We start from the raw sequence: 23,809 nt of genomic DNA on the forward strand, positions 1-23,809 counted from the left end.
ACGACTCTCTTTCCTTTCCCGACGCTCTGCCGATCTACCCGGCCGCCGGGTCGCCGCGGCCCGCGCCGAGCTCTCGACCGCGTTGGTCGACGCCCTGCAGGGCGCCCCCGACCTCGTCGCCTACGGGGCGATGGACCGGGCCGTCGCGCGGGTCGAGGCGGCCGACGCCGACCTCACCCGCACCGCCCGGCGCGACGCCCGCCTGCTCGGACTCGGCGCCGGGGCCACCGCGCTGCTGGCCGGCCTCACCCTGTGGGGCTCGCTGCTCCTCGGGGTCGCGGCGGTCTCGGCGGGCCGGCTCGACCCGATCCCGCTGGCCGTGCTCGTGCTCACCGCGCTGGCCGCCTTCGAGATCGTGGCGCCGCTGCCCGCGGCGGCCGCCCGGCTCGGCGCGGTCCGCGCGAGCGGCGAGCGGCTGTTCGGGGTGCTCGACACCCCGCCGCAGGTCCGGCCCGCGTCGGACGAGCCGGTGCCCGCCGACCCCGCCGACCTGCGGATCCGGGACCTCGCTGCCCGCTACGACGGTCCGCTGGTGCTCGACGACCTGGACCTCGACGTCCCGGCGGGGTCGCACGTCGCCGTCGTCGGGCCGAGCGGGGCGGGCAAGAGCACGCTCGCCGCGATCCTCTTCCGCTTCCAGGACGCCGAGGGCGGCTCGGTGCGGCTGGGCGACGCGGACCTGCTCGACCGCTCCCCCGACGCCGTGCGCGCCGCGGTGAGCGGGGTGCCGCAGGACCCGCACGTCTTCGACAGCACCGTGCGGGAGAACCTGCGCCTGGCCCGCCCGGCGGCGACCGACGACGAGCTGTGGGCCGTCCTCGCCCGCGTGCGCCTCGACCTGGACCTCGACGAGCCCGTCGGGATCCGCGGCAGCCGGCTCTCCGGCGGCATGCGGCAGCGGCTCGCGCTGGCCCGCGCGCTGCTCACCGGTCCCGCGCTCCTCGTGCTCGACGAGCCGACCGCGCACCTCGACCCCGGCACCCGCGACGCCGTCCTCGACGACCTGCTCGACGCCGCCGCCGGCCGCGCCACGCTGCTGATCACCCACGATCTCGCCGGGCTGGAGCGGATGGACCACGTGTACGTCGTCCGGGAGGGGCGGGTGGCCGAGCACGGGACCCCCGCCGAGCTGCTGGCCGCCGAGGGCTGGCTCGCGCGCGCCGGCCGGGCCCCTCTCAGCCGCTCCACAGCCGGGCGCTGACACTCTCCGGGCCGTGCGTTCCCGCCGAACCCTCCCCGTCCTCGCCGCCCTCGCGGCCGGCCTGCTCGCCCTGGCCGGCTGCTCGTCCACCACCCCGCCCGCGACCGGTGCGGCCACCGACCGGTCCGCCGCGGGGCTCGACCTCGGGGAGGGCTGGGACTGGGCGCCCCAGGGCGCTCCGCTCGACCTCGGGGTGACGCACACCCAGGACAGCCTCGACGACCACGACCCGGCCGAGTCCAACGCCCGCGGCGAGGCGATCCTGAAGGACTCCGCGGTGTGGCAGAACGTGCACCTCATGGGCTTCGGCACGCTCAGCCCGGAGCCGGCCCCGGGGCAGTTCGACTGGTCGACGCTGGACGAGCGCATGGACCTGGTGGAGCGCACCGGGGCCCGCACGGTCCTCACCGCCTGCTGCGCGCCGGACTGGATGAAGGGCGGCGTCGCCGGGCAGACCGACTGGACGCGGCTCGAGGTCGCCCCGCTGCCCCAGGACTTCCAGGCCTACGCCGACCTGGTCGCGCAGACGGTGCAGCGCTACCCGCAGATCGAGCGGGTCGTGGTGTGGAACGAGCTCAAGGGCTTCTTCGACATGACGAAGAACCGCTGGGACTACGAGGGCTACACCGCGCTCTACAACGCCGTGTACACCGCGGTGAAGGCCGTGCGCCCGGACGTGCAGGTCGGCGGCCCGTACCCGGTCATGATCAGCCTGCCGACGGGCGACCCGAACGCCTCCGACACGCTCAAGGGCAGCTGGGGCGCGATCGACCAGCGGATCCTCGACGCGCTCGAGTACTGGGACACGAACAAGGTCGGCGCCGACTTCCTGGCCGTGGACGGCGGGACCGCGCAGCGCGACGGCACGATCAGCGGCCGGCTCGACGACGCCGCGGTCAAGTTCTCCGACGTCACCCGGTTCCTGCGCAGCAGGACCACGCTGCCGATCTGGTGGACCGAGTTCTACTCCGAGGTGCCCGACGGCATGACCGGCGCTGCGGACGGCCAGGGCAGCGCCGCGTCGACGCTCGCCTCCGTGGCCGCGTTCGCCCGGTCCGGGGTGTCGGTCGCGCTGTTGTGGGGCCCGCAGGGCAGCTCGCTGCCCTACTCCGCACTCTGGACGGATGCCACCGAGGCCGGCGGGGGTCGGCCCACGCCGCTGACGCAGGCATGGGAGTGGCTCGTCCCGCGGCTCGCGCAGGGCGAGGTGGAGCTCGGGACCGCGCAGGACTCGCCGCTGATCGCCTTCCGGGCGCCCGACGGCTCCGCGCTGGTCGTGAACGTCTCCGACGACGAGGTGCCGGTCGCCGGGCAGGAGCCGCTGGCCCCCTACGCGATCGGGCTCCGCAACGCCCCCACGCCGTGATCCCCCGCCGGCGGCCGCCGGCGAGAGCAGCGAGACGAGCGGGATCAGCGCACCCGGCGGGTGACGGTGGCCGTGGTGGCCAGCTTGCCGGTCGGCCCCCACGCCTCCACCTCGACCACTCCGAAGGAACGGCCCGCGTGCACCACCCGGGTGCGGAACTGCGTGGTGCCCGCGACCGGCGAGGGCCGCAGGTAGCAGATCCGCATGGAACCCGTGACCAGCGGCCGGTCCGGCGGGCCGGGCAGCGCGGCCGCCGCCGCCACCTCCGAGGCGGTCAGCATGATCCCGCCGTGGACCGTGTCCAGCTCGTTGGCCAGCGCCGCCACGCCCGGCACCGACAGCGTCACGGGGTCGCCGGAGACCTCCCCGCCCAGCAGCCCCACGACCGAGCCCGCCTCCGGGACCCGGACCTCCGGGACCACAGCGTCGACGTCCGGCACCCCGGGGGTGAACTTGCCCCACTCGGTCGCGACGCCGAGCAGCGTGCCGTCCGCGGCCAGCACCCGGCCCTGCGAGAGCGAGCCCTCCGCGTCGGCCGCGACCGCCCGGGCCTCGACGGTCACGGGGGACCCGTCGAGCGGGACGGGCGCGACGAGGTCGGCGGCCAGCTCCGTGGTGACCGCCCACCCGTCGACCGGCCGGGGCAGGAGCATCGCCTGCCCCAGCACGGCGTCGAGCAGCACGCCCAGCGCCCCGGCGGAGGGCCGGCCGTCGGGGCCGACCATCCACCGGGCGGTGGGCATGCTCGCGCGGACCAGGCCCGAGTCGTCGACCTCGATCGGGCCCATCCCGACCAGGCGGTCCGGGCCGAGGGGCGCCGTCAGCAGGACGGGCGCCACCGTCGGATCGGCCGTCACGTCAGGCCTTCGGGCCGCCGGCGACGTAGAGGACCTGGCCGGAGACGAAGCTCGACCGCTCGTCGACGAAGAACGACACGGTCTGCGCGATGTCCTCGACCGCGCCGGGGCGCTGCACCGGGATCTCCTTGGCGCGGGCCGCCTTGAACTCCTCCCAGTCCACGCCGAGGCGCTCGGCGGTGGCCTTGGTCATCTCGCTGGCGATGAACCCGGGGGCGATGCAGTTGACCGTGACGCCGAACTTGCCCAGCTCGATCGCGAGGGTCTTGGTGAAGCCCTGCAGGCCGGCCTTCGCGGTGGAGTAGTTGGCCTGGCCGCGGTTGCCCAGCGCCGAGGTCGACGACAGGTTGACGATGCGGCCCCAGCCGGCGTCGACCATGTGCTTCTGCACGGCCTTGGCCATGAGGAACGAGCCCTTGAGGTGCACGCCCATCACCGAGTCCCAGTCGGTCTCGGTCATCTTGAACAGCAGGTTGTCCCGGGTGATGCCGGCGTTGTTGATCAGGACGGTCGGCGCGCCGAGCTCCTCGGCGACCCGCGCCACCGCCGCCTCGACCGCCGCGGCGTCGGACACGTCGGCACCCACGGCGATCGCCGTGCCGCCCGCGGAGACGATGGCGTCGACGGTGGTCTTCGCGGCCGCCTCCTCGAGGTCGATCACCGCGACCTTGAACCCGTCCTGCGCCAGGCGCTGTGCGGTGGCCGCACCGATCCCTCGCGCCGCTCCCGTGACGATCGCGACGCGCTGCTGGGACTCCGCCATGTTCGGTCTCCTTCGACTTCGCTCGACTGCGCTCCGACGCCGGCCGCGAACGACCGATCGTTTCGTTCCGATCCTCGCACCGGGCTCCCCGCACGGCGCAAGCCGCTGTCGCCCGCGCCACGTCTCCGGTCGTCCCTGACGTGGTGCGACTGCATTAAGGTCCGGCGCATGACGGTACTGCAGCGGTTCTCGCTCGAGGGCAGGGTGGCCATCGTGACGGGCGCGTCGTCGGGGCTCGGCGTCGCGTTCGCGAAGGCGCTGGCGGAGGCGGGTGCCGACGTCGTGCTGGGCGCGCGCCGGGCCGACCGCCTCGACGGCACGCGGAAGATGGTCGAGGAGCTCGACCGCCGGGCTCTGGCGGTGACCACGGACGTCGCCCGGCAGCCGGACTGCCAGAACCTGGTCGACACCGCGATGGCGGAGTTCGGCCGGGTCGACGTCCTGGTCAACAACGCCGGCATCGGCACCGCCGTGCCCGCGACCCGGGAGAGCGTCGAGGAGTTCACGCAGGTCATCGACGTGAACCTGAACGGCTGCTACTGGATGGCGCAGGCCTGCGGGCGGGTCATGCAGCCGGGCAGCAGCATCGTGAACATCTCCAGCATCCTCGGCATCACCACCGCGAACCTGCCGCAGGCGGCGTACGCGGCCAGCAAGGCCGGCCTGATCGGGCTCACCCGCGACCTCGCCCAGCAGTGGGGCGGGCGCAAGGGCATCCGGGTCAACGCGCTGGCCCCGGGCTTCTTCGAGTCCGAGATGACCGACCAGTACAGGCCCGGCTACCTGGAGTCGATGATGGAGCGGGTCCCGCTGGGCCGGAAGGGCGACCCGGAGGAGCTGGCCGCCGCGCTGGTCTTCCTCGCGAGCGCGGCCGGCGGGTACGTCACCGGGCAGACGATCGCGATCGACGGCGGCATCACGATCACCTGACGGGCTACGGTCGGGGGGTGAGTGATCCCGCGAAGACGCCGGTGAAGATCGGCAACGTCCTGCACCCCGTGGCCGACGTCGACGCCGCCGTGCGCTTCTACGCCGACACCTTCGGCCTGGCCACGAAGTTCGTCGACGGCGACCGCTACGCCGCCCTCGACGCCGGCGGCACGACGCTGGCCCTGGCCGGCCCGGCCGAGGACGTCACCGGCGGGGTGCCGGCGGCGTCGTTCAAGGTCCCGGACGTGGCCGCGGCGCTCGCCGCCCTCGTGCAGGGCGGCGGGTCCGTGGTCCGGGAGCCCGAGCAGGGGCCGCACGAGGTCCGGGCCGTGGCCCGGGACCCGTGGGGCAACACCGTGGTCGTGTACGGGCCGCAGTAGGCCGGGCGCACCGGGTCAGTCCAGCAGCACGGTCCGGAGGTCGAGCCGACGCAGCACCCGGTCGGCCGCCTCCGGGTCGATGCCCGGCTCGCGGCGCGCCGCGAGCACCTCGGCGCGGGCGGCGGACAGCGCGTCGGCCTCGATGGACTGCAGCACGTCCCGGCGGTCGCGGATCGCGCGGAGCCGCTGGCGCTCGTCCTCGGACAGCGACTCGCCGGAGAGCACGGCGTCGAGGCGGCTCATCCGCTGCCGGATCGCGGCCTCGACCTCCTCCGGCAGCTGACCGGACCGGTCGGCCTCGCCGATCCGTGTCGCCATCCGGTTCAGCGCGGCCCGCTGGGCCCGCCGCGTCACGATCTTCTCGGCGCGCTCCTCGGCGTCGGCCCGCTCGGCCACGCCCAGGGCCTTGACCAGCGTGGGCAGGGTGAACCCGGGAAGCAGCAGGGTCACCAGGAGCACCCCGACGGCGATCACCGTGATCTCGGCGCGGGCCGGGAACGGTGCTCCCGACGCGATGACCGTGGGCAGCGAGAGCGCCAGGGCGAGGGTCGCGAGCCCGCGCATGCCGCACCAGGCCAGCACCACGGCCTCCCGGCCGGTGCGGGGTGCGGCGGAGGCGTCGGCCGAGCGGCGGACGGTCAGCCAGGCGACCGTCATCCACAGCACCCGGACCCCGACCACGACGAGACAGATCAGCGCCGCGTGGCCCACCATCCGCGGCAGGTCCGCGCCCGCCTCCTCGACGACCCCACGCAGGTCCAGCCCGATCAGGCCGAACGCGACGCCGGTGACCAGCAGCTCGACGACGTCCCAGAACGAGCGCTGGACCAGGCGCTCGGCGGCCTCGTCGGCGTCGCCCAACCGCCGCAGCTGCAGTGCGACCACCACCACGGCCACCACGCCCGACGCGTGCACCTCCTCCGCGGCGAGGTAGACCGCGAACGGCAGGACGAGGGTCAGCGCGCTCCGGCCGATGGTGTCGGTGACCCGGGCCAGGACCATCCGCGCCAGCCAGGCGACGGCCAGCCCGATGAGCACGGCCGCGGCCGCACCGAGCAGGAAGGACAGCGCGAGCCCGCCGAGGGACAGCTCGTCACCCTGCACCGTGGCCAGCACCGCGGCCTGGAACACGACGAGCGCGGTGGCGTCGTTGAACAGGCCCTCGCTCTGCAGCACCGCGAGCAGCCGGCGCGGGATCCGCACGGGCCCGGCCACGGCCTCCACGGCCACCGGGTCCGGCGGCGCGACCATCGCGCCGAGGGCCACCGCGGCGGTCAGCGTGATCCCCGGGACGAGCAGCACCGCCAGCCCGCTCACCACCACGATCGTGACCACCACCAGCGCGATCGCGAGCAGCGCGATGGACCGCCAGCGGGCCCGGAACAACGACCAGGAGGTGCGCTGTGCCGTCGCGAACAGCAGGGGCGGCAGGAACAGCGGCAGGATCAGGTCCGGGTCCAGCTCGAAGGAGTCCGGCAGGCCGGGCGTGAGCGCGACGAGGGCGCCGAGCACCACCATCAGCGCGGGCCACGGGATCCGCAGCCGGTCCCCGACCCCCACCAGCACCACCGCGCCGAGCATCAGGCCCACGATGAGCAGCAGGTTCTCCACCGGGGAAGCTTCCCAGCCCGATCGGTGCCATGATCGGTGGCCATGAGCCACGACCCCTACAGCGAGCTCCCGGAGCTCCCCACGTTCACGGTGACCAGCGACGACGTCACCCACGGCGGCACCCTCGCCACGCCGCACCTGTCGGGCCTCATGGGCGCGGGCGGCGAGGACCGTTCGCCGCACCTGTCGTGGAGCGGCTTCCCCGAGGGGACGAAGTCGTTCGCCGTGACCTGCTACGACCCGGACGCGCCGACGGCGTCGGGCTTCTGGCACTGGGCCGTCGCCGACATCCCGGCCTCGGTCACCGAGCTGCCCGCGGGCGCGGGCGACGAGGACTCGTCGTCGCTGCCCGAGGGCGCCGTGGTGCTGGCCAACGACGCCGGGATGAAGCGCTTCGTCGGTGCCGCCCCGCCGCCCGGGCACGGCCCGCACCGCTACATCTTCGTGGTGCACGCGGTCGACGTGGAGAGCCTCGGCCTGCCCGACGGCGCCACCCCGGCCTTCCTCGGGTTCAACCTGTTCAGCCACGCGATCGCGCGCGCGACCCTCACCGCGACGCACGAGAACACCGGCTGAGCCGGCATCAGGACGGGCGCGGCAGGGCCGTTCGGCAGTACGGTCCGGCCGTGCCCGACATCACTCAGCTCATTCTCGACGACCACGAGTGGTTCCGTCGCCGGTTCGCGGAGCTCGACGACCTGCGCGCCGAGGGTGCCGAGCCGACCGCGCTCCGTGCGGTCTGGCGCCCGCTCGCCGACCTGCTCGACGTCCACGCGGAGGCCGAGGAGCGGATCTTCTACCCGCAGCTGCTGCGGAAGGGCGAGAACGACCCGCAGGAGGAGACGCTCGACGCCATCGGCGACCACAACGACATCCGCGACGGCGTGCGCGAGGCGGACCGCAACCCGGTCGGCAGCGAAGGCTGGTGGACCGGGGTGGACAACGCCCGCGAGGCCAACGACGAGCACATGGGCGAGGAGGAGAACGAGGGCCTCCCCGACTTCCGGCTCAACGCCCCGTCGGGACTGCGCGAGTCCCTCGGCCGGCAGTTCACCGAGTTCAAGGAGCGGCACCCGGGCGGGCGCGGCATCGAGATCACCGACAAGGACCCCGAGGAGTACGTGGAGGCCATCGAGCGCGAGATCCACCCGCCGTCGGACTTCTCCGGCGACGTCTCGCTCGGCATCGGCGGGCTCCGCGGCCGCTGACCCCGTCCGCGCCGGGCCACCACGCCCTCCCCACCACGCCTCCCCACCACGCCCTCCCCACCAGGCCCTCCCCACCAGGCCCTCCCCACCAGGCCCTCCCCACCACGCTAGGAGCACCCGTGACCGCACCCTCCGACCACCTGCTCAGGGCGAACGCGCCCATCCCCACCGAGGCCTGGAAGGCGATCGACGACGAGGCCCGCGAGCGGCTCACGCCGCTGCTCGCCGCGCGCAAGGTGGTCGACTTCGTCGGCAGCGGCGGCTGGCAGCACTCCGCGCGCAGCCTGGGCCGCACGACCGGGCTGGCCGGACCGCCGCCGGGGGTCGAGGGCAGCGCCGGGGTGAGCGCCCGCGTCCGCCGGGTGCTCCCGCTCGCCGAGGTCCGCGTGCCGTTCACGGTCTCCCGCGCGGAGATCGACGACATCCAGCGCGGCGCCCCCGACCCCGAGTTCGAGGACCTCGACCGGGCGGCGCGGGTTGCGGCCGAGATCGAGAACCGCGCGGTGTTCCACGGCTGGCCGGTCGCGCTCGTCGAGGGCATCGCCCAGGTGGCGCCGTACGACTCGCTGTCCCTGGGCGAGGACTGCCTCCGTTGGCCGGGCGTGGTGGCGCGCGGGGTGGACACGCTGCGCCGCAACGGCATCGGCGGGCCGTACTCGCTGGCGGTCGGGCCGGACCTGTACACGAAGATCGTCGAGAGCACGGAGCACGGCGGGTACCTGCTCTTCGACCACCTCAAGCGGATCCTGGGCGGCTCGGTGATCTGGGCGGTCGGGGTCGACGGCGCGATCCTGGTGAGCGAGCGGGGCGGGGACTTCGCGCTCGACGTCGGGCAGGACCTCGCCATCGGCTACTCCCACCACGACGCGGACTCGGTGAGCCTCTACATCGAGGAGAGCTTCACCTTCCAGGTGGTCGAGCCCGACGCGGCGTTCGCGCTGACCCTCTGAGGCAGCTGACACTCCGACTGCCGGAGAACGCCGGAGGGGCCGCGGTCCCGATCCGCGGCCCCTCCTGCGTGGTGGTGCGGCGCCTGTCAGATGGTGAGCAGACGGTCGAAGAAGCTCCGGTAGCGGCCCAGGGCCAGCCGGAGGTCCTCGGTGGAGGCGGACTCGTTCTTCAGGTCGCGCTCCAGCTCGCTGCGCTGCCGCTTGAACAGCGCCTCCAGCTCGTCGAGCACCTCGCCGACCAGGACGTTGGCGTCGCGGACGGCGCCGCGGGGCTCGTCGACGAAGCCGGCCTTCAGCGTCTCCCAGCGGCGCAGGTACTCGGCGGAGCGGTCCTGCGGAACCAGGGTCGCGTGGCCGGAGGAGTCGGTCTCCTGGGTGGGCGAGCTCATGGACTCCGCGCGGGAACGGCCGCCCTCACCCCGGGAGTCGTGCTGCCGGTCGAGATGCTGGTCGTGACCGGCGTCGCGCAGGCCGCTGCCGCCCTCGTCGCCGGGCATGCGCTCGTCCGGGACGCCGGAACCGTGCACGGCGGTGTCGTGTCCCCCACGGGTGTCGCCACCCCTGTCGCCACCCATGTCCCGGCCCCTGTCGCCACCCATGTCCCGACCCATGTCGCCACCCCTGTCCCGGCCCGGGTCGTGGCGCATGTCCCCGCCCATCGCCCCGCCCATGTCCCGGCTCCGGTCGTGGCCCGTGTCGCCCGGGGTGTCGGTGGCGGTGTCGGTGGCGCCGCTGCGCAGGTCGACCGTGCGTGCGCCCTCGTCGCTGCGGACGTCGCGGTGCCCGGTGCCCCCGGCGTCGCGACCGCGGAGGCCGTCGTCGGGATCGTCGCCCGGGCCCAGGTCGCCGCGGCCGCGGTCCTGCGGCAGGTGCTCGTCGTGCCCACGCGTCGGCGGAAGGGCGCCCTCGCCGGTGTCGTAGCCGCGCTCGCGGGTACCTACGCCGCCGCGGTCCTCGCGGTCCTCCTGGGCCGTGCCCCGGCCCTCGTGGCCCTGCTCACCGGGCTCCCGGCCCAGCACCTTGTCGAGGAAGCTGCGGTCGTCGTGGCGGTCGTCGGCGTGGCCGCTGCCGTCGGCGGTCCGGGGGTCGAGCTTGTCCATCAGCCGCTCACCTCGTGTCTCGTCGGCGCGTCGCTCGGGGCCCACGTGCTCGCTCATGCGCTCGTCTCCTTCCGGCGGTCGTCGTGGGGGCCGGCGGGATCGCCGCCGTGCCGGCCGTCGTGCTGACCCTCGTGCTGCCCGTCCTGGTGCCGGTCGCCGCCCAGCAGGGCCTGGACCAGCTCGCGGTACGAGGTCACGGCGCCGCGCAGCTCCTCGGTGTCGGCGCGGTGCTCCCGGTTCGCCTGGGCGATCCGGCGCGCCTCGCGGTAGCGCTGCACCACCACGGGGTGTTCGACGGAGACGTCCGCCGCCCGCTGCTCGAAGTCGTCGACCGGGTAGCCGCGGGCGGACATCAGCTCGTCCACCAGCGCGTCGGCTCGGTCCACGGCGTGGTCCGGGTCGTCGACGAACTCCGCCTGGACCACCGTCCAGCGACGCTCGAACGTCTCGCGCTCGCGGTCGTCGAGGGTGCGCAGCTGGAGCCCGCGGTGGCGCTTCTCGCGCTCCGCCAGGACCCGCTCGGTCTCGGCCGGGTCGTTCGTCTCCGACAGGTGGCGGTCGTACTCGGGGCCGAAACGCTCCTTCAGCCGTCGGCTCCTGCGGCGCCCGTTCATCGACCACGCGAACGCGGCGAGCGCCAGCAGCGCGATCACCACCACGACGATCACTACGATGACTGCGGTGCTGCTCATGGATGTCGAGTGCCCACTGGCGACCTGTCACAATCCGTGAGTGCCGAATTGATCTGTGACCGCGGCCACACTGAATCGAGTGAGCATGAACCGCTCTGCTCCGGACGCCGACGAGGGCTCCGCCGGACGCCCCGCGGCGGGGCCCGACGACGGGTCCAGCGAGCCCATGGACACCGAGGACCGGGTCGAGGCCGCCGCCGACGAGCTCTACGGCGTGGCCCCGGACGACTTCGTCCTCGTGCGGGACGAGCTGGTCGCCGAGGCCAGGCAGGCCGGCGACAAGGAGGCGGCCAAGGCGATCGGGCGGCTCCGGCGGCCCACGCAGGCGGCCTGGTTGGCCAATCTGCTCGCCCGCGAGCGTGGCGAGCAGCTCGACGCCCTGCTCGACCTGGCCGAGGAGCTCTCCTCCGCACAGCGGACGCTCGACGGCGCCCAGCTGCGCCACCTCTCCGCACAGCGCTCGAAGCTGGTCGGGGCGATGGCCCGGGAGGCGCGGCGGCTGGCCGCGGAGGAGGGGCACCGGGTCACCGAGTCCGTCGAGAAGGACCTGCGCGGCATCCTCGAGGCGGCCCTGGCGGACGAGGACGTGGCCGACGAGGTGCGGTCGGGGCGACTGACCCGCACGGTGAGCTGGTCGGGCTTCGGGTTCGGCGGCGAGACCACGGTCGGCACCGGCCCGCGGAAGCCCCGCGAGCGGGACGGGGAGGGTGCCCGGCGCCGCCGGCCCGCCACCCGTCCGGCGCGGCGACCCGCCCGCGAGCGTCCCGCGGAGGACACCGACACCGAGGCGGGTGCCGATGTCGACGTCGACGAGGGTGTCGACGCCGCGGAGCGCGCCGAGCGGGAGCGCCGCGAGCAGGAGGAACGCGAGCAGCGGGAACGGGAACGCGCCGAGGCCCGGGAGGCCGTCGACGAGGCCCGTCGCGCCGCCGACGCCGCCGCCGACGCCCAGGAGGACGCCGCGGCCGCCCTTCGCGACGCCGAGTCCGAGCGCGACGACGCCACCGCCCGCGTCGAGGAGCTCACCGCCGAGCTGGAGCGGGCGCGGGAGGCCCGCACCGCCGCCGCGGCCACGGTCAAGGACGCCGCCCGGGCCGAGCGGGAGGCGAGCCGCGCCGCCCGCGACACCGCGACCGCCCTCACCCGCGCCGAGGAACGGCTCGCCGACCTCGAGGAGTGACGGCCAGGCCTAGCCCGACCGCTCGCGCAGCTCCCGTTTCAGCAGCTTGCCGGTGGCGGTGCGGGGCAGGGGCCCGGTCCACCAGAACACGTGGGCCGGGGCGGCGAAGCCGGCGACCCGGGCGGTGACGTGGGCGCGGAGGGCGTCGGCGGCGGCGTCGTCGTGCGGGGACCCGGGCGTCGTGCGGACGGCGGCGGCCACCTCCTCCCCCAGCGACGGGTGCGGGACGCCGAAGATCGCGACCTCGTCGACCCACGGCACCTCGTGCAGGGCGGCCTCGACCTGGGCGCTGTAGACGTTCTCCCCGCCGCGCAGCACCACGTCCTTGAGCCGGTCGACGACGTACACCCAGCCCGCACGCAGGAACCCCAGATCACCGGTGCGGAACCAACCGTCCACGAACGCGGCGGCGGTCGCCTCCTCGTTCCGCCAGTACCCGCCGACGACGTTGGGCCCGCGGAACCAGAGCTCGCCGATCTCGCCCTCCGGCACGTCGGCGAGCGTCTTCGGGTCGACGATCCGCACGTCGGCGCCGGGCGCCGGGCGTCCGACGCTGTCCGGGTGCGCCACGTAGTCCGCGCCGATGTTGGCGCAGACCGCCGAGGTGGTCTCGGTGAGCCCATACCCGTTGGCGGACAGCGGCCCGAGCTCGGTGGCGATGCGCTGGACCAGCTCGCCGGGGATCGGCGCCCCGCCCATCCCGATGCGCGACAGCGACGCCAGCTCGTCCGGGTGCGCGATGGCGATCTCGGCGAGCTCGCGCATCGTGGTGGGGACGCCGGCGCCGCCGGTCAGCCGCTCCTCGCGCACCAGCCGCCGCGCCTCCTCGCGGTCCCAGCGGTACATCGTGGCGACCTTGCCCCCGATGATCACCTGCCCGTACAGGCCGTTGAGCCCGGCGATGTGGAAGAGCGGGTAGGTCAGCAGGGTGCCGGTCTGCGGCGGCGCGGGCCGGCTCGACCTCGGCGACGCGGCCGTGTTGGCCCGGGCCGTGAGCAGCACGTTCAGCGCGTTGGTCACGTGGTTGCGGTGGGTGTGCACCGCGCCCTTGGGACGCCCGGTGGTGCCCGAGGTGTAGAGGATCGTCGACGGGTCGTCCGGCCGGACCGTGACCGGCGGCGGCCCGGCGTCCGGGTCCAGCGCCGCGACCAGGTCGGCCCACTCGCGCCCCGCGAACGGACCCTCGCCGCGCGCCCGGACCAGCGGCACGTCGCTCCCGATGCCGCCGTGCCCGGTCAGCAGGGCGGCCCGCTCGCCGTCGGCGACGACGACCCGGGCGCCGGAGTCACCGACCGCCCAGACCAGCTCGGGACCGGTCCACCAGGCGTTGAGCGGGACGGCGACGAGCCCGGCGAGCTGCGCCGCCCAGAACACGACGCCCCACTCGGGGTAGTTCCGCATCGCGATCGCGACGCGGTCGCCGGGCTCCAGGCCGTACTCGCCGAGCAGGGCGGCGGCCAGGCCGTGCACGAGGCGCAGGTGCGTGGCGTAGTCGAGGTGCTCGTCGGCGTAGACCCAGTAGGCCCGGTCGCCGAAGGCGGCGGTGTCGGCGATCATCTCCGCGAGCGTGTGCGGGCCGCGGGCGTAGACCCGCATCGGTATCCCGCCGACGACCTCCTCCCGGAGGGCGTACTCCGCGCCGGGTGCGGTCATCCGGGCGAGCTCCCGCCCGAGCGGGGTGTCGTCCGCGGGGATGCCCGGTTCCACCGCCTCTGCCTGGTCCTCGCTGTCCGTGGCATGCATCGGAGATCACTCTGCCACTCGCCTCCCCCGTCGCGCGACGGCTCGTTGCGCCGTGACAGGGTCGGGGGGTGGCGGAGGACGGGACCGGGAGCGCACGCGGGACCCGGCCCTTCCCCGCGTGGGCCCGGTGGGCGGTGCTGGTCGCGCTCACGGTCGTCCTGACCGTCCTGCTGCAGGCTCTGGGCGTCCCCTCCCCCGCGCTCTTCGCCGGCCTCGCGGTCGCCACGGTCCTCGCCCTGATCGGGATCGGGCCGGCCCGCGTCGCCCGCCCCGCGACGTCGGCGGCCCAGGCGGTGATCGGCGTCGTCATCGGGGTGCTCGCGCGGCCGGACACGCTGTCCGCGGTGGCCGCCGACTGGCTGCCCGTCCTGCTGGTCAGCCTGGGGACTCTCGCGGTGAGCATGGCCGCCGGCCTGTTGCTGGGCGTCCAGCGCGGCGTCTCGCCGCTGACCGGGATGCTCGCGCTGACCGCGGGCGGCGCCTCGGGCCTCGTGGCCGTGACCCGCGAGCTGGGCGGCGACGAGCGGATCGTCTCGGTGATCCAGTACCTGCGCGTCGGGATGGTCACGGCGACGATGCCGATCGTGGCGACGGCGGTGTTCGGCGCCGGGCACGTCGGCGTCGGCGGCGGCCCGGGGCCGGCCGCGGGGCCCTGGTACCTCGGGGTGGCGCTCGTCGCGGTGTGCGCGCTGGTCGGGGTCCCGGTGGCGAACCGGCTGCACGTGCCGGCGGGCGCCCTGCTGGGGCCGATGGTGATCGCCCTGGCGCTCAGCCTGTCCGGCCTGACCTTCGACGCCTCGCCGCCCACGCTGCTCGTCGACCTCGCCTACGCCGTGATCGGCTGGCAGGCCGGGCTGCGCTTCACCCGCCCCGCGCTGCGCACGGTCCTGCGGATCCTCCCGCTGGCCACGGCCCTGATCCTCGTGATCGTCGCCGCGTGCGCCGGGCTCGGCCTCGTCCTGTCCGCCGCGACGGGCGCGACCCCCCTCGACGGCTACCTGGCCACCACCCCCGGCGGCATCTACGCCGTGCTGGCCACCGCGATCTCGTCGGGCGGGGACGTGACCTTCGTCGTGGCCGTGCAGGTGCTCCGGGTGATCTTCATGCTGCTGGTCGCGCCGTTCCTGGCCCGGCTCGTGGGCCGGCGCTGGGGCAGCGGGCGGGACACGGCTAGTTGAGGTCGGCCAGGCTCCGGCCCGTGGTGCGCGGGCCGAGCACGGCCACGTCGACGGCCACGATCACCATCGCGACCGCGATCGCGGCGAACACCGCCGTGGGGCCCGCCGAGTCGAGCAGCGGGACCAGCACGAACGGCATCACCGCGGTGGCCAGCCGGGACAGCGAGTAGGCGCTGCCGGCGCCGGTGGCGCGCAGCGTCGTCGGGTAGAGCTCGCCCGAGTAGACGTGGAAGCCGTTGGAGAACAGGTTGCTGACCACGGTGTAGGCGAACCCGAGCACCACGATCAGCACCGGGTTCTCCGCGTAGCCGAAGCCGAGCCCGAGGACGATCATGCCGATCGCGGCGCCGACGATCAGCGTCTTGCGCTGCACCCGCTCCATCAGCGGGATCGAGAGCGCCGAGCCGATCGGGTAGCCGAGGAAGCTGAGCGCGGTGAAGGTCAGCCCCTGGACGACGTCGTAGCCCTTGGCCGCCAGCACCAGCGGGACGAGCGTGCCGAAGCCGTAGTAGCCGAAGGTCTGGAAGAGCTGGAAGATCCACAGCATCACGGTGCGCCGCCGCCAGGGCTTCCGGAACAGCGCGCGGACCGGCTCGCGCTTCGCCGGCGCGGCCTCCGGCCCGGGTTCCGGCTCGTCGAGCGTGCCGTGCTCGGCCCGCGCCGCGTCCTCGAAGACGCGGACCACGGCGTCGGCCTCCTCGTTGCGGCCCACCGACGCCAGCCAGCGCGGGGACTCGGGCAGCCCACGACGCATGAGCCAGCAGAGCAGTGCGCCGAGCCCGCCGATCACGAACATCCAGCGCCAGCCCTCGAGCCCGAGGAAGCTGTGCGGGGTGATCACGCGGGCGAGCAGGCCTGCGACCGGCACGCCGCAGAAGCCGACGGTGTACGCCCAGGCGATCATCCGGCCCCGGACGCCCGCGGGCAGCAGGTCGGAGAGGTAGGCGTCGCACAGCGGCAGCTCGGCACCGATCCCGATGCCGGCGAGGAACCGGCACACGATCAGCATCTCGACGTTCGGGCTGAAGGCGCCCAGCACCGAGAACAGCGAGTAGATGCCGAGGGTGAGGAAGAAGGCGCGGCGCCGGCCCACGCGGTCGGCGAGCCGGGTCAGCGTGATCGCCCCGACGAAGGCGCCGACGAACACCGACGCGAGCACCAGCTTCTGCGCGGTGCCGGTGACCCCGAACTCCTTGCCCAGGACCGTCGCGAGCGTGCCCGCGAGGAACACCTCGTACAGATCGAAGAAGATCCCGATCCCGACCGCCACCAGCGCGAACCGGTGCCGTCGGGTCACCGGCAGCCGGTCCAGCCGGGCGTGGATCGCCGCCACGGTCGTGCCCGCCGAGGTCGTCATCGACCCTCACCTCCCCCCGGCATCGTCGGGTCGCCCCGGACCTTCCGCACTCCGGGCCGCCCGCTTCGCCGGGTTGGTCCGGCTCGCCGGGGCGGAGGTCGTCAGCGCCGGCTGATCCGCCCGGGCGGCGGGGCGGGCACGGTGTCGGGGTGCAGCGCCCAGGCCAGCGCCTCCACGCCGTCGACGATCCCGGGCCCGGCCTGCACCACGTACGCGGCCGAGTCGATCGCCACGAGCGGGATCCCGGGCAGCTGCGCGGCTACCGCCCCGGCCTGGCGTTCGGCCTCGGCGAGCCCGAACCCGCACGGGGCGACGACGGCGACCTCCGGCTCCAGCGCCGCGAGCTCGGCCCACGGCGCGGCCACGCTCCGGCCGCCCGCGATCGCGGCGAGCGGCTCCCCGCCGGCCCGCCGGACGAGGTCGGGGACCCAGTGGCCAGGGACGTACGGCGGGTCGGTCCACTCCAGCATCAGGACCCGCGGGGCCGGCCGGCCGGCGACGGCCTCCGCGACGGCCGCCAGCCGCCCCCGCAGGTCGCCGACCAGGGGTTCCCCGGCCTCGGGTGCGTCCGCGGCGCGGGCGACCGCGAGGATCGCCGCCAGCACCTCGTCGAGCGTGTGCGGGTCGACGGAGACCACGGCGGCGTCGGTGCCGATCTCCGCCAGCGCCTCCTCGACCGACCCGGACGGCAGCGCGCAGACCCGGCAGAGGTCCTGGGTGAGGATCAGGTCCGGGCGGGCGGCCGCGAGCGCGGCGCGGTCGAGCTCGTACATCGGCAGCCCGGCGGCGGCGCGGTCCGCGACCCAGGTGTCGATCTCCTTCGGCTCCAGCCCCGGAGGGATCGCGGTGTCGACCACCACCGGCACGCGCTCGGGCGCGCCGGGCGGGAGGCCGCACTCGAAGGTGCGGGCCACGAGCGCGCCGCCGAGGCCCAGCGCCCCGACGATCTCCGTGGCGGCGGGCAGCAGGGAGGCGATCCGCATGCGGCGGAGGGTAACCCCGGCGGCCCCGGCGGAGAGTCCTCCTGCGGACGCGTCCGGATGACCGGGCGGCGCGGATGCGGCAGGCTACAGGCGGCACCCGCGCCGGCCACCGCCCGGCGCCGCACGGAAGCGGAGGACGACATGGCCATCCACCCGCGGGCCGGCACCCCGGCCCGCCCCGAGGACCTCGTCGACGTGCCGGCCCTGCTGGCCGCGTACGCCGACCGGCACCCCGACCCCTCGGTCGCGGAGCAGCGGGTCGCGTTCGGCACCTCCGGGCACCGCGGGTCGGCCTTCTCGGCCACGTTCAACGACGACCACATCGCGGCGACCAGCCAGGCGATCTGCGAGTACCGGGCGCAGCAGGGCACGGACGGGCCGCTGTTCCTCGGCAAGGACACGCACGCGTTGTCCGACCCGGCCTGGGTGACCGCGGTCGAGGTGTTCGCGGCCAACGGCGTGCAGGTGCTCGTCGACTCCCGGGACGGCTGGACGCCGACCCCGGCCGTGTCGCACGCGATCCTGACCTACAACGAGGGCCGGGACACGGGGCTGGCCGACGGGGTCGTGGTCACGCCGTCGCACAACCCGCCCTCGGACGGCGGCTTCAAGTACAACCCGCCGGACGGCGGCCCGGCCGGTACCGCGGCCACCGGGTGGATCGCCCGCCGCGCGAACGAGCTGCTCGAGGCGAGGCTGCAGGGCGTGCAGCGGGTGCCCCTCGACCGGGCCGAGCGCGGGACCTACGACTTCCTCGACGCCTATGTGAGCGACCTCGAGTCCGTCGTCGACCTCGACGCGATCCGCAGCGCGGGCGTGGTGCTGGCCGCCGACCCGCTCGGCGGCGCCGCGGTGCACTACTGGGGGGCGATCGCCGACCGGTACAAGCTGGACCTCACGGTGGTGAACCCCGACGTCGACCCGACCTTCGGCTTCATGACCCTGGACTGGGACGGCAAGATCCGGATGGACTGCTCGTCGCCGTACGCGATGGCGTCCCTGGTCGGCCGCAAGGACGAGTTCACCATCGCCACCGGCAACGACGCCGACTCCGACCGGCACGGCATCGTCACCCGCGACGCGGGGCTGATGAACCCGAACCACTACCTCGCCGTCGCCATCGGCTACCTCTACGCGCACCGGTCCGGCTGGCCCGGCGGCGCGGCCGTCGGCAAGACGGCGGTGAGCTCGTCGATGATCGACCGGGTGGCCGCGGACCTCGGCCGGGAGCTCCTCGAGGTGCCCGTCGGGTTCAAGTGGTTCGTGCCGGGCCTGCAGGACGGCAGCATCGCCTTCGGCGGCGAGGAGAGCGCCGGGGCGTCGTTCCTGCGCACGGACGGCCGTCCGTGGTCGACCGACAAGGACGGCATCATCATGTGCCTCCTGGCCGGCGAGATCACCGCGGTGACCGGACGGACGCCGTCGCAGCGGTACGCCGAGCTGACCTCCCGCTTCGGTGACCCCGCCTACGCGCGCACCGACGTGGCCTGCTCCCGCGAGGACAAGGCCAAGCTGGGCAAGCTGTCCGCCGACGACGTCTCCGCGACGGAGCTGGCGGGCGAGCCGATCACGGCGCGGCTCACCACCGCGCCGGGCAACTCCGAGCCGCTCGGAGGGCTCAAGGTCGTGACGGAGAACGGGTGGTTCGCCGCCCGGCCCTCCGGCACCGAGGACGTCTACAAGGTCTACGCGGAGAGCTTCCGCGGTCCGGAGCACCTGGCCCGGATCCAGGAGGAGGCTCAGCAGGTCGTGACGGGAGCGCTGGGCGGATGAGCAAGAAGAAGAAGCACCACGGCCACCACGTCGGGCTGGGCATCGACATCGGCGGGTCCGGGATCAAGGGCGCGCCGGTCGACCTCGACAAGGGCAAGCTCGCCGACGAGCGGCTCCGCATCCCGACGCCGCAGCCGTCGACCCCGGAGGCGGTCGCCGAGGTCGTCGGGCAGATCCTCGACCACTTCGAGTGGGACGGGCCCTTCGGCTGCACGTTCCCGGCCGTCGTGCAGCACGGGGTCACGCAGACCGCGGCCAACGTCGACCCGAGCTGGATCGGCTCCAACGCCCAGGACCTGCTGCGCGGCAAGACCGGCCGCAAGGCGCTGCTGGTCAACGACGCCGACGCCGCCGGGGTCGCCGAGGTCGAGTTCGGCGCGGCCAGGGGACACAAGGGGACCGTGCTCGTGTCCACCCTGGGCACCGGCATCGGCTCGGCGCTGGTGATCGGCGGCCGGCTGGTGCCCAACACCGAGCTCGGCCACCTCGAGCTCGACGGGCACGACGCCGAGACGCGCGCCGCGGACTCCGCCCGGGAGCGGGAGGACCTGTCCTGGGAGGACTGGGGCGCGCGGCTGACCCGCTACTTCCAGCACGTCGAGAACCTGCTCTGGCCGGACCTGATCGTGGTCGGGGGCGGGGTGAGCAAGAAGTTCGCGCGCTGGCAGCCCTATGTGGAGACGCGCACCCCGATCGTCCCGGCCGAGCTGCTCAACGAGGCCGGGATCATCGGGGCGGCGCTGCTGGCGAACGAGGAGCTCTAACCTCGCTCGACCAGCGCCTCCACCGTGGCGCGGGCGCCGTCGCGGTGCAGGGAGTCGAGGGCCCGGAGGTAGGCCTCGCGGAAGCGGTCGTCGTCCGCGAGGTCGCCGAACACGGCGGTGTTGCGGATGAACGCCTCCGGGTTCTCGCGCTGGGTGCGGGCCAGCGGAACCAGGGTGTCGGCGAGGCGGTCCTGGACGTCGATCGGCGAGCCCTTCTCGTCGACGCCCTCGGCGTAGCGCGCCCAGCTGGCCACGACCGCGGTCGCGCGCTCGATCTCGCCGCCGTGCTCCAGCTGGTGGCGGATCACCGGGAGCACCCACAGCGAGATGCGGTCCGAGCTGCCGAAGTTGATCCGCGCCAGGGTGTCGGCGACCCCGGGGTTGGCGAACCGCTCGATCAGGGTGGTCTTGTACGCGTCGAGGTCCACGCCGGGCACCTCGGACAGCGTCGGTGTGCCCTCGCGGTCCATGTAGGCGCGCAGGAACCGCGCGAACAGCGGGTCGCCCGCGACCTCGTGCACGTACGTGTAGCCCGAGAGGAAGCCGAAGTAGCCCAGCGCCTGGTGGCTGGCGTTGAGCAGGCGCAGCTTCATCAGCTCGTAGGGCACGACGTCCTCGACGAGCTGCACCCCGACGTCCTCGAACGGCGGGCGGCCCGCCGAGAAGTGGTCCTCGAGCACCCACTGCGTGAACGGCTCGCACACCACCGGCCAGCCGTCCGTCAGACCGAACTCGTCCGCGAGGCGCTTCGTGTCCTCGGCGCTCGTCGCCGGGGTGATGCGATCGACCATGGAGTTCGGGAAGCCGACGTTCTTCTCGACCCAATCGCCGAGCTCCGGGTCCTTCAGCCGGGCGAACGCGGCGAAGGTCCGGGCGGCGGTGTCGCCGTTGCCCTGGATGTTGTCGCAGCTCATGATCGTGAAGGCGGGCAGCCCGCGCTCCCGGCGGCGGGCCAGCGCCTCGGTGACCAGGCCGAACACCGTGGTGGGCTCGGCGCCCGGCTGCAGGTCGGCGCGAATCTCCGGGGTGTCCTCGGCGAACTCGCCGGTGACCTGGTCGATGTTGTAGCCGCCCTCGGTGATCGTCAGCGAGACGATCCGGGTGCTCTCCGCGGCCATCTTCTCGACCACGGCCTCCGGCGAGTCCGGGGCGAACAGGTACTCGACGACCGAGCCGATCACGCGCGGGGCGAGCGAGCCGTCCGGCTGCTTGACGACGAGCGTGTACAGGCCCTCCTGCCCGGTGAGCACCTCCTGCATGCGCCGGTCCCCCGGCAGCACGCCGACCCCGCAGATGCCCCAGTCGAGCGCCTCGCCCTGGTTCATCAGGGCGTCGACGTACATCGCCTGGTGCGCTCGGTGGAACCCGCCGACGCCGAAGTGGACGATGCCCACGGTGACCGCGGACCGGTCGTAGCCCGGGACCTCCACCCCGTCGATCTCCGGCAACCTGCCCCCGGCCAGAGTGTGCATCCGTGTCCCCTCGTCCGCGTCGTCGGTGACCCGGGACGAACCCTAGCCGCTCAGGGCGTGACCGGCCGGACTCCCCAGCGGGCCGTCCACTCCTCGCCGGGAGCCAGCACGGCGAGGTCGGTGCCGGAGTTCAGCGCGTCGGGCGGGCAGGTCATCGGCTCGACGGCGACGCCGCGGCCGTGCCCGGGCATGTCCGGCGGCGTGAAGACCTGCACCCAGCGGAACACCGGCTCGGCCCAGAGCTCGGTGCCCCGCCCGTCCGGTGCGACGAGGCGGTGCCGGACGAGGTCGTCGCCGTCCGCGGGGGCGCAGTCGCCGAACGCGGAGTCGAGGTCGACGCCCTTCAGGAGCGTGCCCGCGCGCACCGGCGCGTCGGCGGCGAGCGGTTCGAGCGGGCCGCTGGGCAGCTGGTCGGCGAGCGGGAGCGCGGCGCGGGCGGCGAGGGTGAGGGTGCAGTCGTCCGTCGGGGTGTCGCCGACGCGCAGGTACGGGTGGAATCCCAGGCCGAACGGGACGTCGTCCGACCCGAGGTTGGTGGCCGTGGTGGTGACGGTGAGGCCCTGCTCGTCGACGGCGTAGGTGACCGCGACGCGGACCGGCTGCGGCCAGCCGTTCTGCGGCGGCGCGACGGCCTCGAGCGTGATCGCGGCGTCCGTGCGCTCCGTGGGGCGCCAGAACGCGTACCGGAGGAGGCCGTGGATCGCGTTCCCGGCGTCCGGCTCGGTGAGGGCGAGCTGCTGTGCCTTCCCCTGCCAGGTCCAGCGGCCGCCCGCGACCCGGTTGGGCCAGGGCGCCAGCAGCGACCCCGACCCGCGCGGCGGGCGGACGCCCTCCGGCTGGGGCTCGGTGTGGTCGACGCCGGCCACGGAGAAGGAGCGCAGGCCCGCCCCGACCTCGTTCACCGCCGCCCGCGCCTCGCCGGACGCGATCGTGAAGTGCTCGCCGCTCGGATCCATCACGGACGCCATCCTGCCGGGTCGGGGGTGGATCGCGGACCCCGGCACGCGCGGATCCGCTCTCGCCGCGGCCGCCTGGTGTGTGCGCGGGGTCAGGCGGGGTGGGCGAGCGGGAGCGCGACCGCGGCGGGCGGCCCGAGGTCGATCACCGTCACGTCGTCGGCTGCGCGCCGGGCCAGCCCGGCCAGATGCTCGTGGTGGGTGAACAGCAGCACCTGCCAGTCCGCGGCCAGCTCGCCGAGGACGGCGAGGGCGGCGGCGGCGCGGGCGTCGTCGAAGGTCATGAGGACGTCGTCGAGCACGACCGGGACGGCCGGCAGGCCGGCGGCCCGGCGCTCGGCCTGCAGCTGGCGGATCCCGGCGAGCCGAAGGGCGAGGAAGACCTGGTCCGCCGTGCCCTCGGAGAGCTGGTCCGGCGCGAGCTCCTCGCCGTCCGCCCGGGCGGCGACGAGCGTGCGGGCCTCGCCGCCCGCCGGCCGCAGCCCGGCGAAGCGCCCGCCGGTGAGCCGTTCGAGCAGCCGGCCCGCCTCGTCGAGCAGCGGGGAGGAGTGCCGGCGCTCGTAGCTCTCCAGCTCGCGGCGCAGGGTCTCGCGCTGAAGGTGCACGATCACGTACCGCTCGGCGGCCTCCGCGGCCCGGGCCAGATGCCCCTGCGCCTCGGCGTGCAGCACGGCGGCACCGTCGGCGCCCTCGAGCACGCGGCGGCGGTCACGCAGCCCGCCGAGCTGCTCCAGCAGCTCCTCGTGCTCGCGCGCGAGCTCCGCGGCGGCCGCGTGGGCGCGGTCCAGCTCGTCCGCGAGGGCGCTCTCCTCGACGGTCTCGGAGGCCGCGACCAGCTCGTCGGCGTCGAGATCGGGGGCCGCGGTGCGCAGCAGGGCCAGCGCCGTGGCCTCCTCCTCCCGGATCCGGACGGCCTCGCGGCCCCGTTCGGCCGCGGCGTCGAGGCCACCCTCCTCGGGCGCCGCGGTGAGCCACAGCTCCACGGCCAGCCGGTCGAGCCGCTGCCGGGCCGCCGACGCCTCCCGCCGGACGCGGCGTGCCTCCGCCTCGGCCTGCTCGACGCCGGCGTCGACGTGCCGGGCCGACACCGCGGCCTCGGCGGCCTGCCGGACCCGGTCGACCAGCTCCGGCAGGGCGACGGCCGGGGGCAGGGCCCGGCCGAGGTGCCGTTCGGCGAGGCCGGTCACGGCCTTCTCGTGGGCCGAGACGCGCGCCGCGAGCCGCTTCGCCTCCGCGGCGAGCGCCCGGCCGTCAGGAGGAGGGCCTGGTCGAGAACGCCGCCGTCCAGGGCCGCCGGCTGCTCGAGGGCCTGCGCCACGCCTCGGCGGACGTCAAGCAGGTCGGC

General features: G+C 74.8%; 22 protein-coding genes. 11 read left to right on the forward strand and 11 right to left on the reverse strand.

Translation table 11 applies throughout. The features are described 5' to 3' along the window. Positions 1 to 1,201, forward strand: a 1,201-nt coding sequence (gene cydC, locus AB0B41_RS35525) for a thiol reductant ABC exporter subunit CydC (RefSeq protein WP_358211265.1), incomplete at its 5' end; no start/stop codon positions are given. 13 nt (positions 1,202 to 1,214) lie between these two features. Further along, positions 1,215 to 2,567: a hypothetical protein gene (locus AB0B41_RS35530; RefSeq protein ID WP_358211267.1), complete on the forward strand. Its 1,353-nt coding sequence runs from the start codon at positions 1,215 to 1,217 to the stop codon at positions 2,565 to 2,567. 44 nt (positions 2,568 to 2,611) lie between these two features. Here AB0B41_RS35530 and AB0B41_RS35535 read toward each other — a convergent pair whose 3' ends face one another. Together AB0B41_RS35535 and fabG are read right to left on the reverse strand one after the other, a co-directional pair. Further along, positions 2,612 to 3,424, reverse strand: a complete 813-nt coding sequence (locus AB0B41_RS35535) for a PaaI family thioesterase (protein ID WP_358211269.1) — start codon at positions 3,422 to 3,424, stop codon at positions 2,612 to 2,614. A 1-nt stretch (position 3,425) separates the two neighbouring features. Next, positions 3,426 to 4,187 carry a 3-oxoacyl-ACP reductase FabG gene (gene fabG / locus AB0B41_RS35540; RefSeq protein WP_358211271.1) on the reverse strand — a complete coding sequence of 254 codons (762 nt, stop codon included), beginning with the start codon at positions 4,185 to 4,187 and terminating at the stop codon, positions 3,426 to 3,428. A gap of 168 nt (positions 4,188 to 4,355) precedes the next feature. Here fabG and AB0B41_RS35545 point away from each other — a divergent pair, with 168 nt between their 5' ends. After that, a complete protein-coding gene (locus tag AB0B41_RS35545) occupies positions 4,356 to 5,117 on the forward strand; it encodes a 3-oxoacyl-ACP reductase family protein (protein ID WP_358211273.1) in 762 nt (253 codons plus the stop codon). Between the two features lie 17 nt (positions 5,118 to 5,134). Then, entirely contained in the window at positions 5,135 to 5,497 is a 363-nt protein-coding gene (locus AB0B41_RS35550; protein WP_051737253.1) for a VOC family protein, read from the forward strand. Positions 5,498 to 5,512: 15 nt separating this feature from the next. Here the strand turns inward: AB0B41_RS35550 and AB0B41_RS35555 are convergent, their stop codons facing one another. Further along, a complete protein-coding gene (locus AB0B41_RS35555) occupies positions 5,513 to 7,108 on the reverse strand; it encodes a Na+/H+ antiporter (protein WP_358211276.1) in 1,596 nt (531 codons plus the stop codon). 42 nt (positions 7,109 to 7,150) lie between these two features. Between AB0B41_RS35555 and AB0B41_RS35560 the strand changes: the two genes are divergently transcribed. From AB0B41_RS35560 to AB0B41_RS35570, 3 genes are all read left to right on the forward strand, one after another. After that, the gene (locus AB0B41_RS35560; RefSeq protein ID WP_358211278.1) at positions 7,151 to 7,684 is read left to right on the forward strand and encodes a YbhB/YbcL family Raf kinase inhibitor-like protein; all 534 of its coding nucleotides are present in this window, start codon (positions 7,151 to 7,153) and stop codon (positions 7,682 to 7,684) included. A gap of 50 nt (positions 7,685 to 7,734) precedes the next feature. After that, positions 7,735 to 8,316: a hemerythrin domain-containing protein gene (locus AB0B41_RS35565; protein ID WP_358211280.1), complete on the forward strand. Its 582-nt coding sequence runs from the start codon at positions 7,735 to 7,737 to the stop codon at positions 8,314 to 8,316. Positions 8,317 to 8,435: 119 nt separating this feature from the next. Beyond that, positions 8,436 to 9,266 (forward strand): family 1 encapsulin nanocompartment shell protein, encoded by an 831-nt coding sequence (locus tag AB0B41_RS35570; protein ID WP_358211282.1) that lies wholly within the window; start codon positions 8,436 to 8,438, stop codon positions 9,264 to 9,266. Positions 9,267 to 9,352: 86 nt separating this feature from the next. Here the strand turns inward: AB0B41_RS35570 and AB0B41_RS35575 are convergent, their stop codons facing one another. Both AB0B41_RS35575 and AB0B41_RS35580 read right to left on the reverse strand, forming a co-directional pair. Then, a complete protein-coding gene (locus AB0B41_RS35575; RefSeq protein ID WP_358211284.1) occupies positions 9,353 to 10,423 on the reverse strand; it encodes a hypothetical protein in 1,071 nt (356 codons plus the stop codon). Further along, positions 10,420 to 11,058, reverse strand: coding sequence for a hypothetical protein (locus tag AB0B41_RS35580; protein WP_358211286.1), 639 nt, complete (start codon positions 11,056 to 11,058; stop codon positions 10,420 to 10,422). The genes AB0B41_RS35575 and AB0B41_RS35580 overlap by 4 nt, the downstream gene beginning before the upstream one ends. Before the next feature lie 79 nt (positions 11,059 to 11,137). Here AB0B41_RS35580 and AB0B41_RS35585 point away from each other — a divergent pair, with 79 nt between their 5' ends. Beyond that, entirely contained in the window at positions 11,138 to 12,238 is a 1,101-nt protein-coding gene (locus tag AB0B41_RS35585) for a hypothetical protein (protein ID WP_358211287.1), read from the forward strand. 9 nt (positions 12,239 to 12,247) lie between these two features. Here AB0B41_RS35585 and AB0B41_RS35590 read toward each other — a convergent pair whose 3' ends face one another. Then, positions 12,248 to 13,981, reverse strand: coding sequence for a class I adenylate-forming enzyme family protein (locus tag AB0B41_RS35590; protein WP_358211289.1), 1,734 nt, complete (start codon positions 13,979 to 13,981; stop codon positions 12,248 to 12,250). A gap of 68 nt (positions 13,982 to 14,049) precedes the next feature. Here AB0B41_RS35590 and AB0B41_RS35595 point away from each other — a divergent pair, with 68 nt between their 5' ends. Further along, positions 14,050 to 15,159 (forward strand): AbrB family transcriptional regulator, encoded by a 1,110-nt coding sequence (locus AB0B41_RS35595; protein WP_358211291.1) that lies wholly within the window; start codon positions 14,050 to 14,052, stop codon positions 15,157 to 15,159. On the opposite strand, the gene AB0B41_RS35600 is transcribed toward AB0B41_RS35595, so the two are convergent. Both AB0B41_RS35600 and AB0B41_RS35605 read right to left on the reverse strand, forming a co-directional pair. After that, positions 15,152 to 16,516, reverse strand: a complete 1,365-nt coding sequence (locus tag AB0B41_RS35600; protein WP_358211293.1) for an MFS transporter — start codon at positions 16,514 to 16,516, stop codon at positions 15,152 to 15,154. The genes AB0B41_RS35595 and AB0B41_RS35600 overlap by 8 nt on opposite strands. Positions 16,517 to 16,617: 101 nt before the next feature. Next, positions 16,618 to 17,499 carry an ABC transporter substrate-binding protein gene (locus tag AB0B41_RS35605; protein ID WP_358211295.1) on the reverse strand — a complete coding sequence of 294 codons (882 nt, stop codon included), beginning with the start codon at positions 17,497 to 17,499 and terminating at the stop codon, positions 16,618 to 16,620. A 141-nt stretch (positions 17,500 to 17,640) separates the two neighbouring features. On the opposite strand from AB0B41_RS35605, the gene pgm reads away from it, so the two are divergent. Next, entirely contained in the window at positions 17,641 to 19,272 is a 1,632-nt protein-coding gene (pgm, locus tag AB0B41_RS35610) for a phosphoglucomutase (alpha-D-glucose-1,6-bisphosphate-dependent) (protein WP_358211297.1), read from the forward strand. After that, the gene (gene ppgK, locus AB0B41_RS35615) at positions 19,269 to 20,036 is read left to right on the forward strand and encodes a polyphosphate--glucose phosphotransferase (protein WP_358211299.1); all 768 of its coding nucleotides are present in this window, start codon (positions 19,269 to 19,271) and stop codon (positions 20,034 to 20,036) included. Before pgm ends, ppgK begins: the two co-directional genes overlap by 4 nt. Here the strand turns inward: ppgK and AB0B41_RS35620 are convergent. From AB0B41_RS35620 to AB0B41_RS35630, 3 genes are all read right to left on the reverse strand, one after another. Continuing rightward, on the reverse strand, positions 20,033 to 21,508 hold the full coding sequence (locus tag AB0B41_RS35620; RefSeq protein WP_358211301.1) for a mannitol dehydrogenase family protein: 1,476 nt from the start codon (positions 21,506 to 21,508) through the stop codon (positions 20,033 to 20,035). The two genes, ppgK and AB0B41_RS35620, sit on opposite strands and share 4 nt — an antisense overlap. A gap of 50 nt (positions 21,509 to 21,558) precedes the next feature. After that, entirely contained in the window at positions 21,559 to 22,464 is a 906-nt protein-coding gene (locus tag AB0B41_RS35625; protein ID WP_358211305.1) for an aldose 1-epimerase family protein, read from the reverse strand. Between the two features lie 92 nt (positions 22,465 to 22,556). Beyond that, on the reverse strand, positions 22,557 to 23,651 hold the full coding sequence (locus AB0B41_RS35630) for a hypothetical protein (protein WP_358211303.1): 1,095 nt from the start codon (positions 23,649 to 23,651) through the stop codon (positions 22,557 to 22,559). Between the last annotated feature and the right edge of the window lie 158 nt (positions 23,652 to 23,809).

Source organism: Pseudonocardia sp. NPDC049154, from assembly GCF_040648315.1.
In the GTDB taxonomy this organism is placed as follows: domain Bacteria; phylum Actinomycetota; class Actinomycetes; order Mycobacteriales; family Pseudonocardiaceae; genus Pseudonocardia.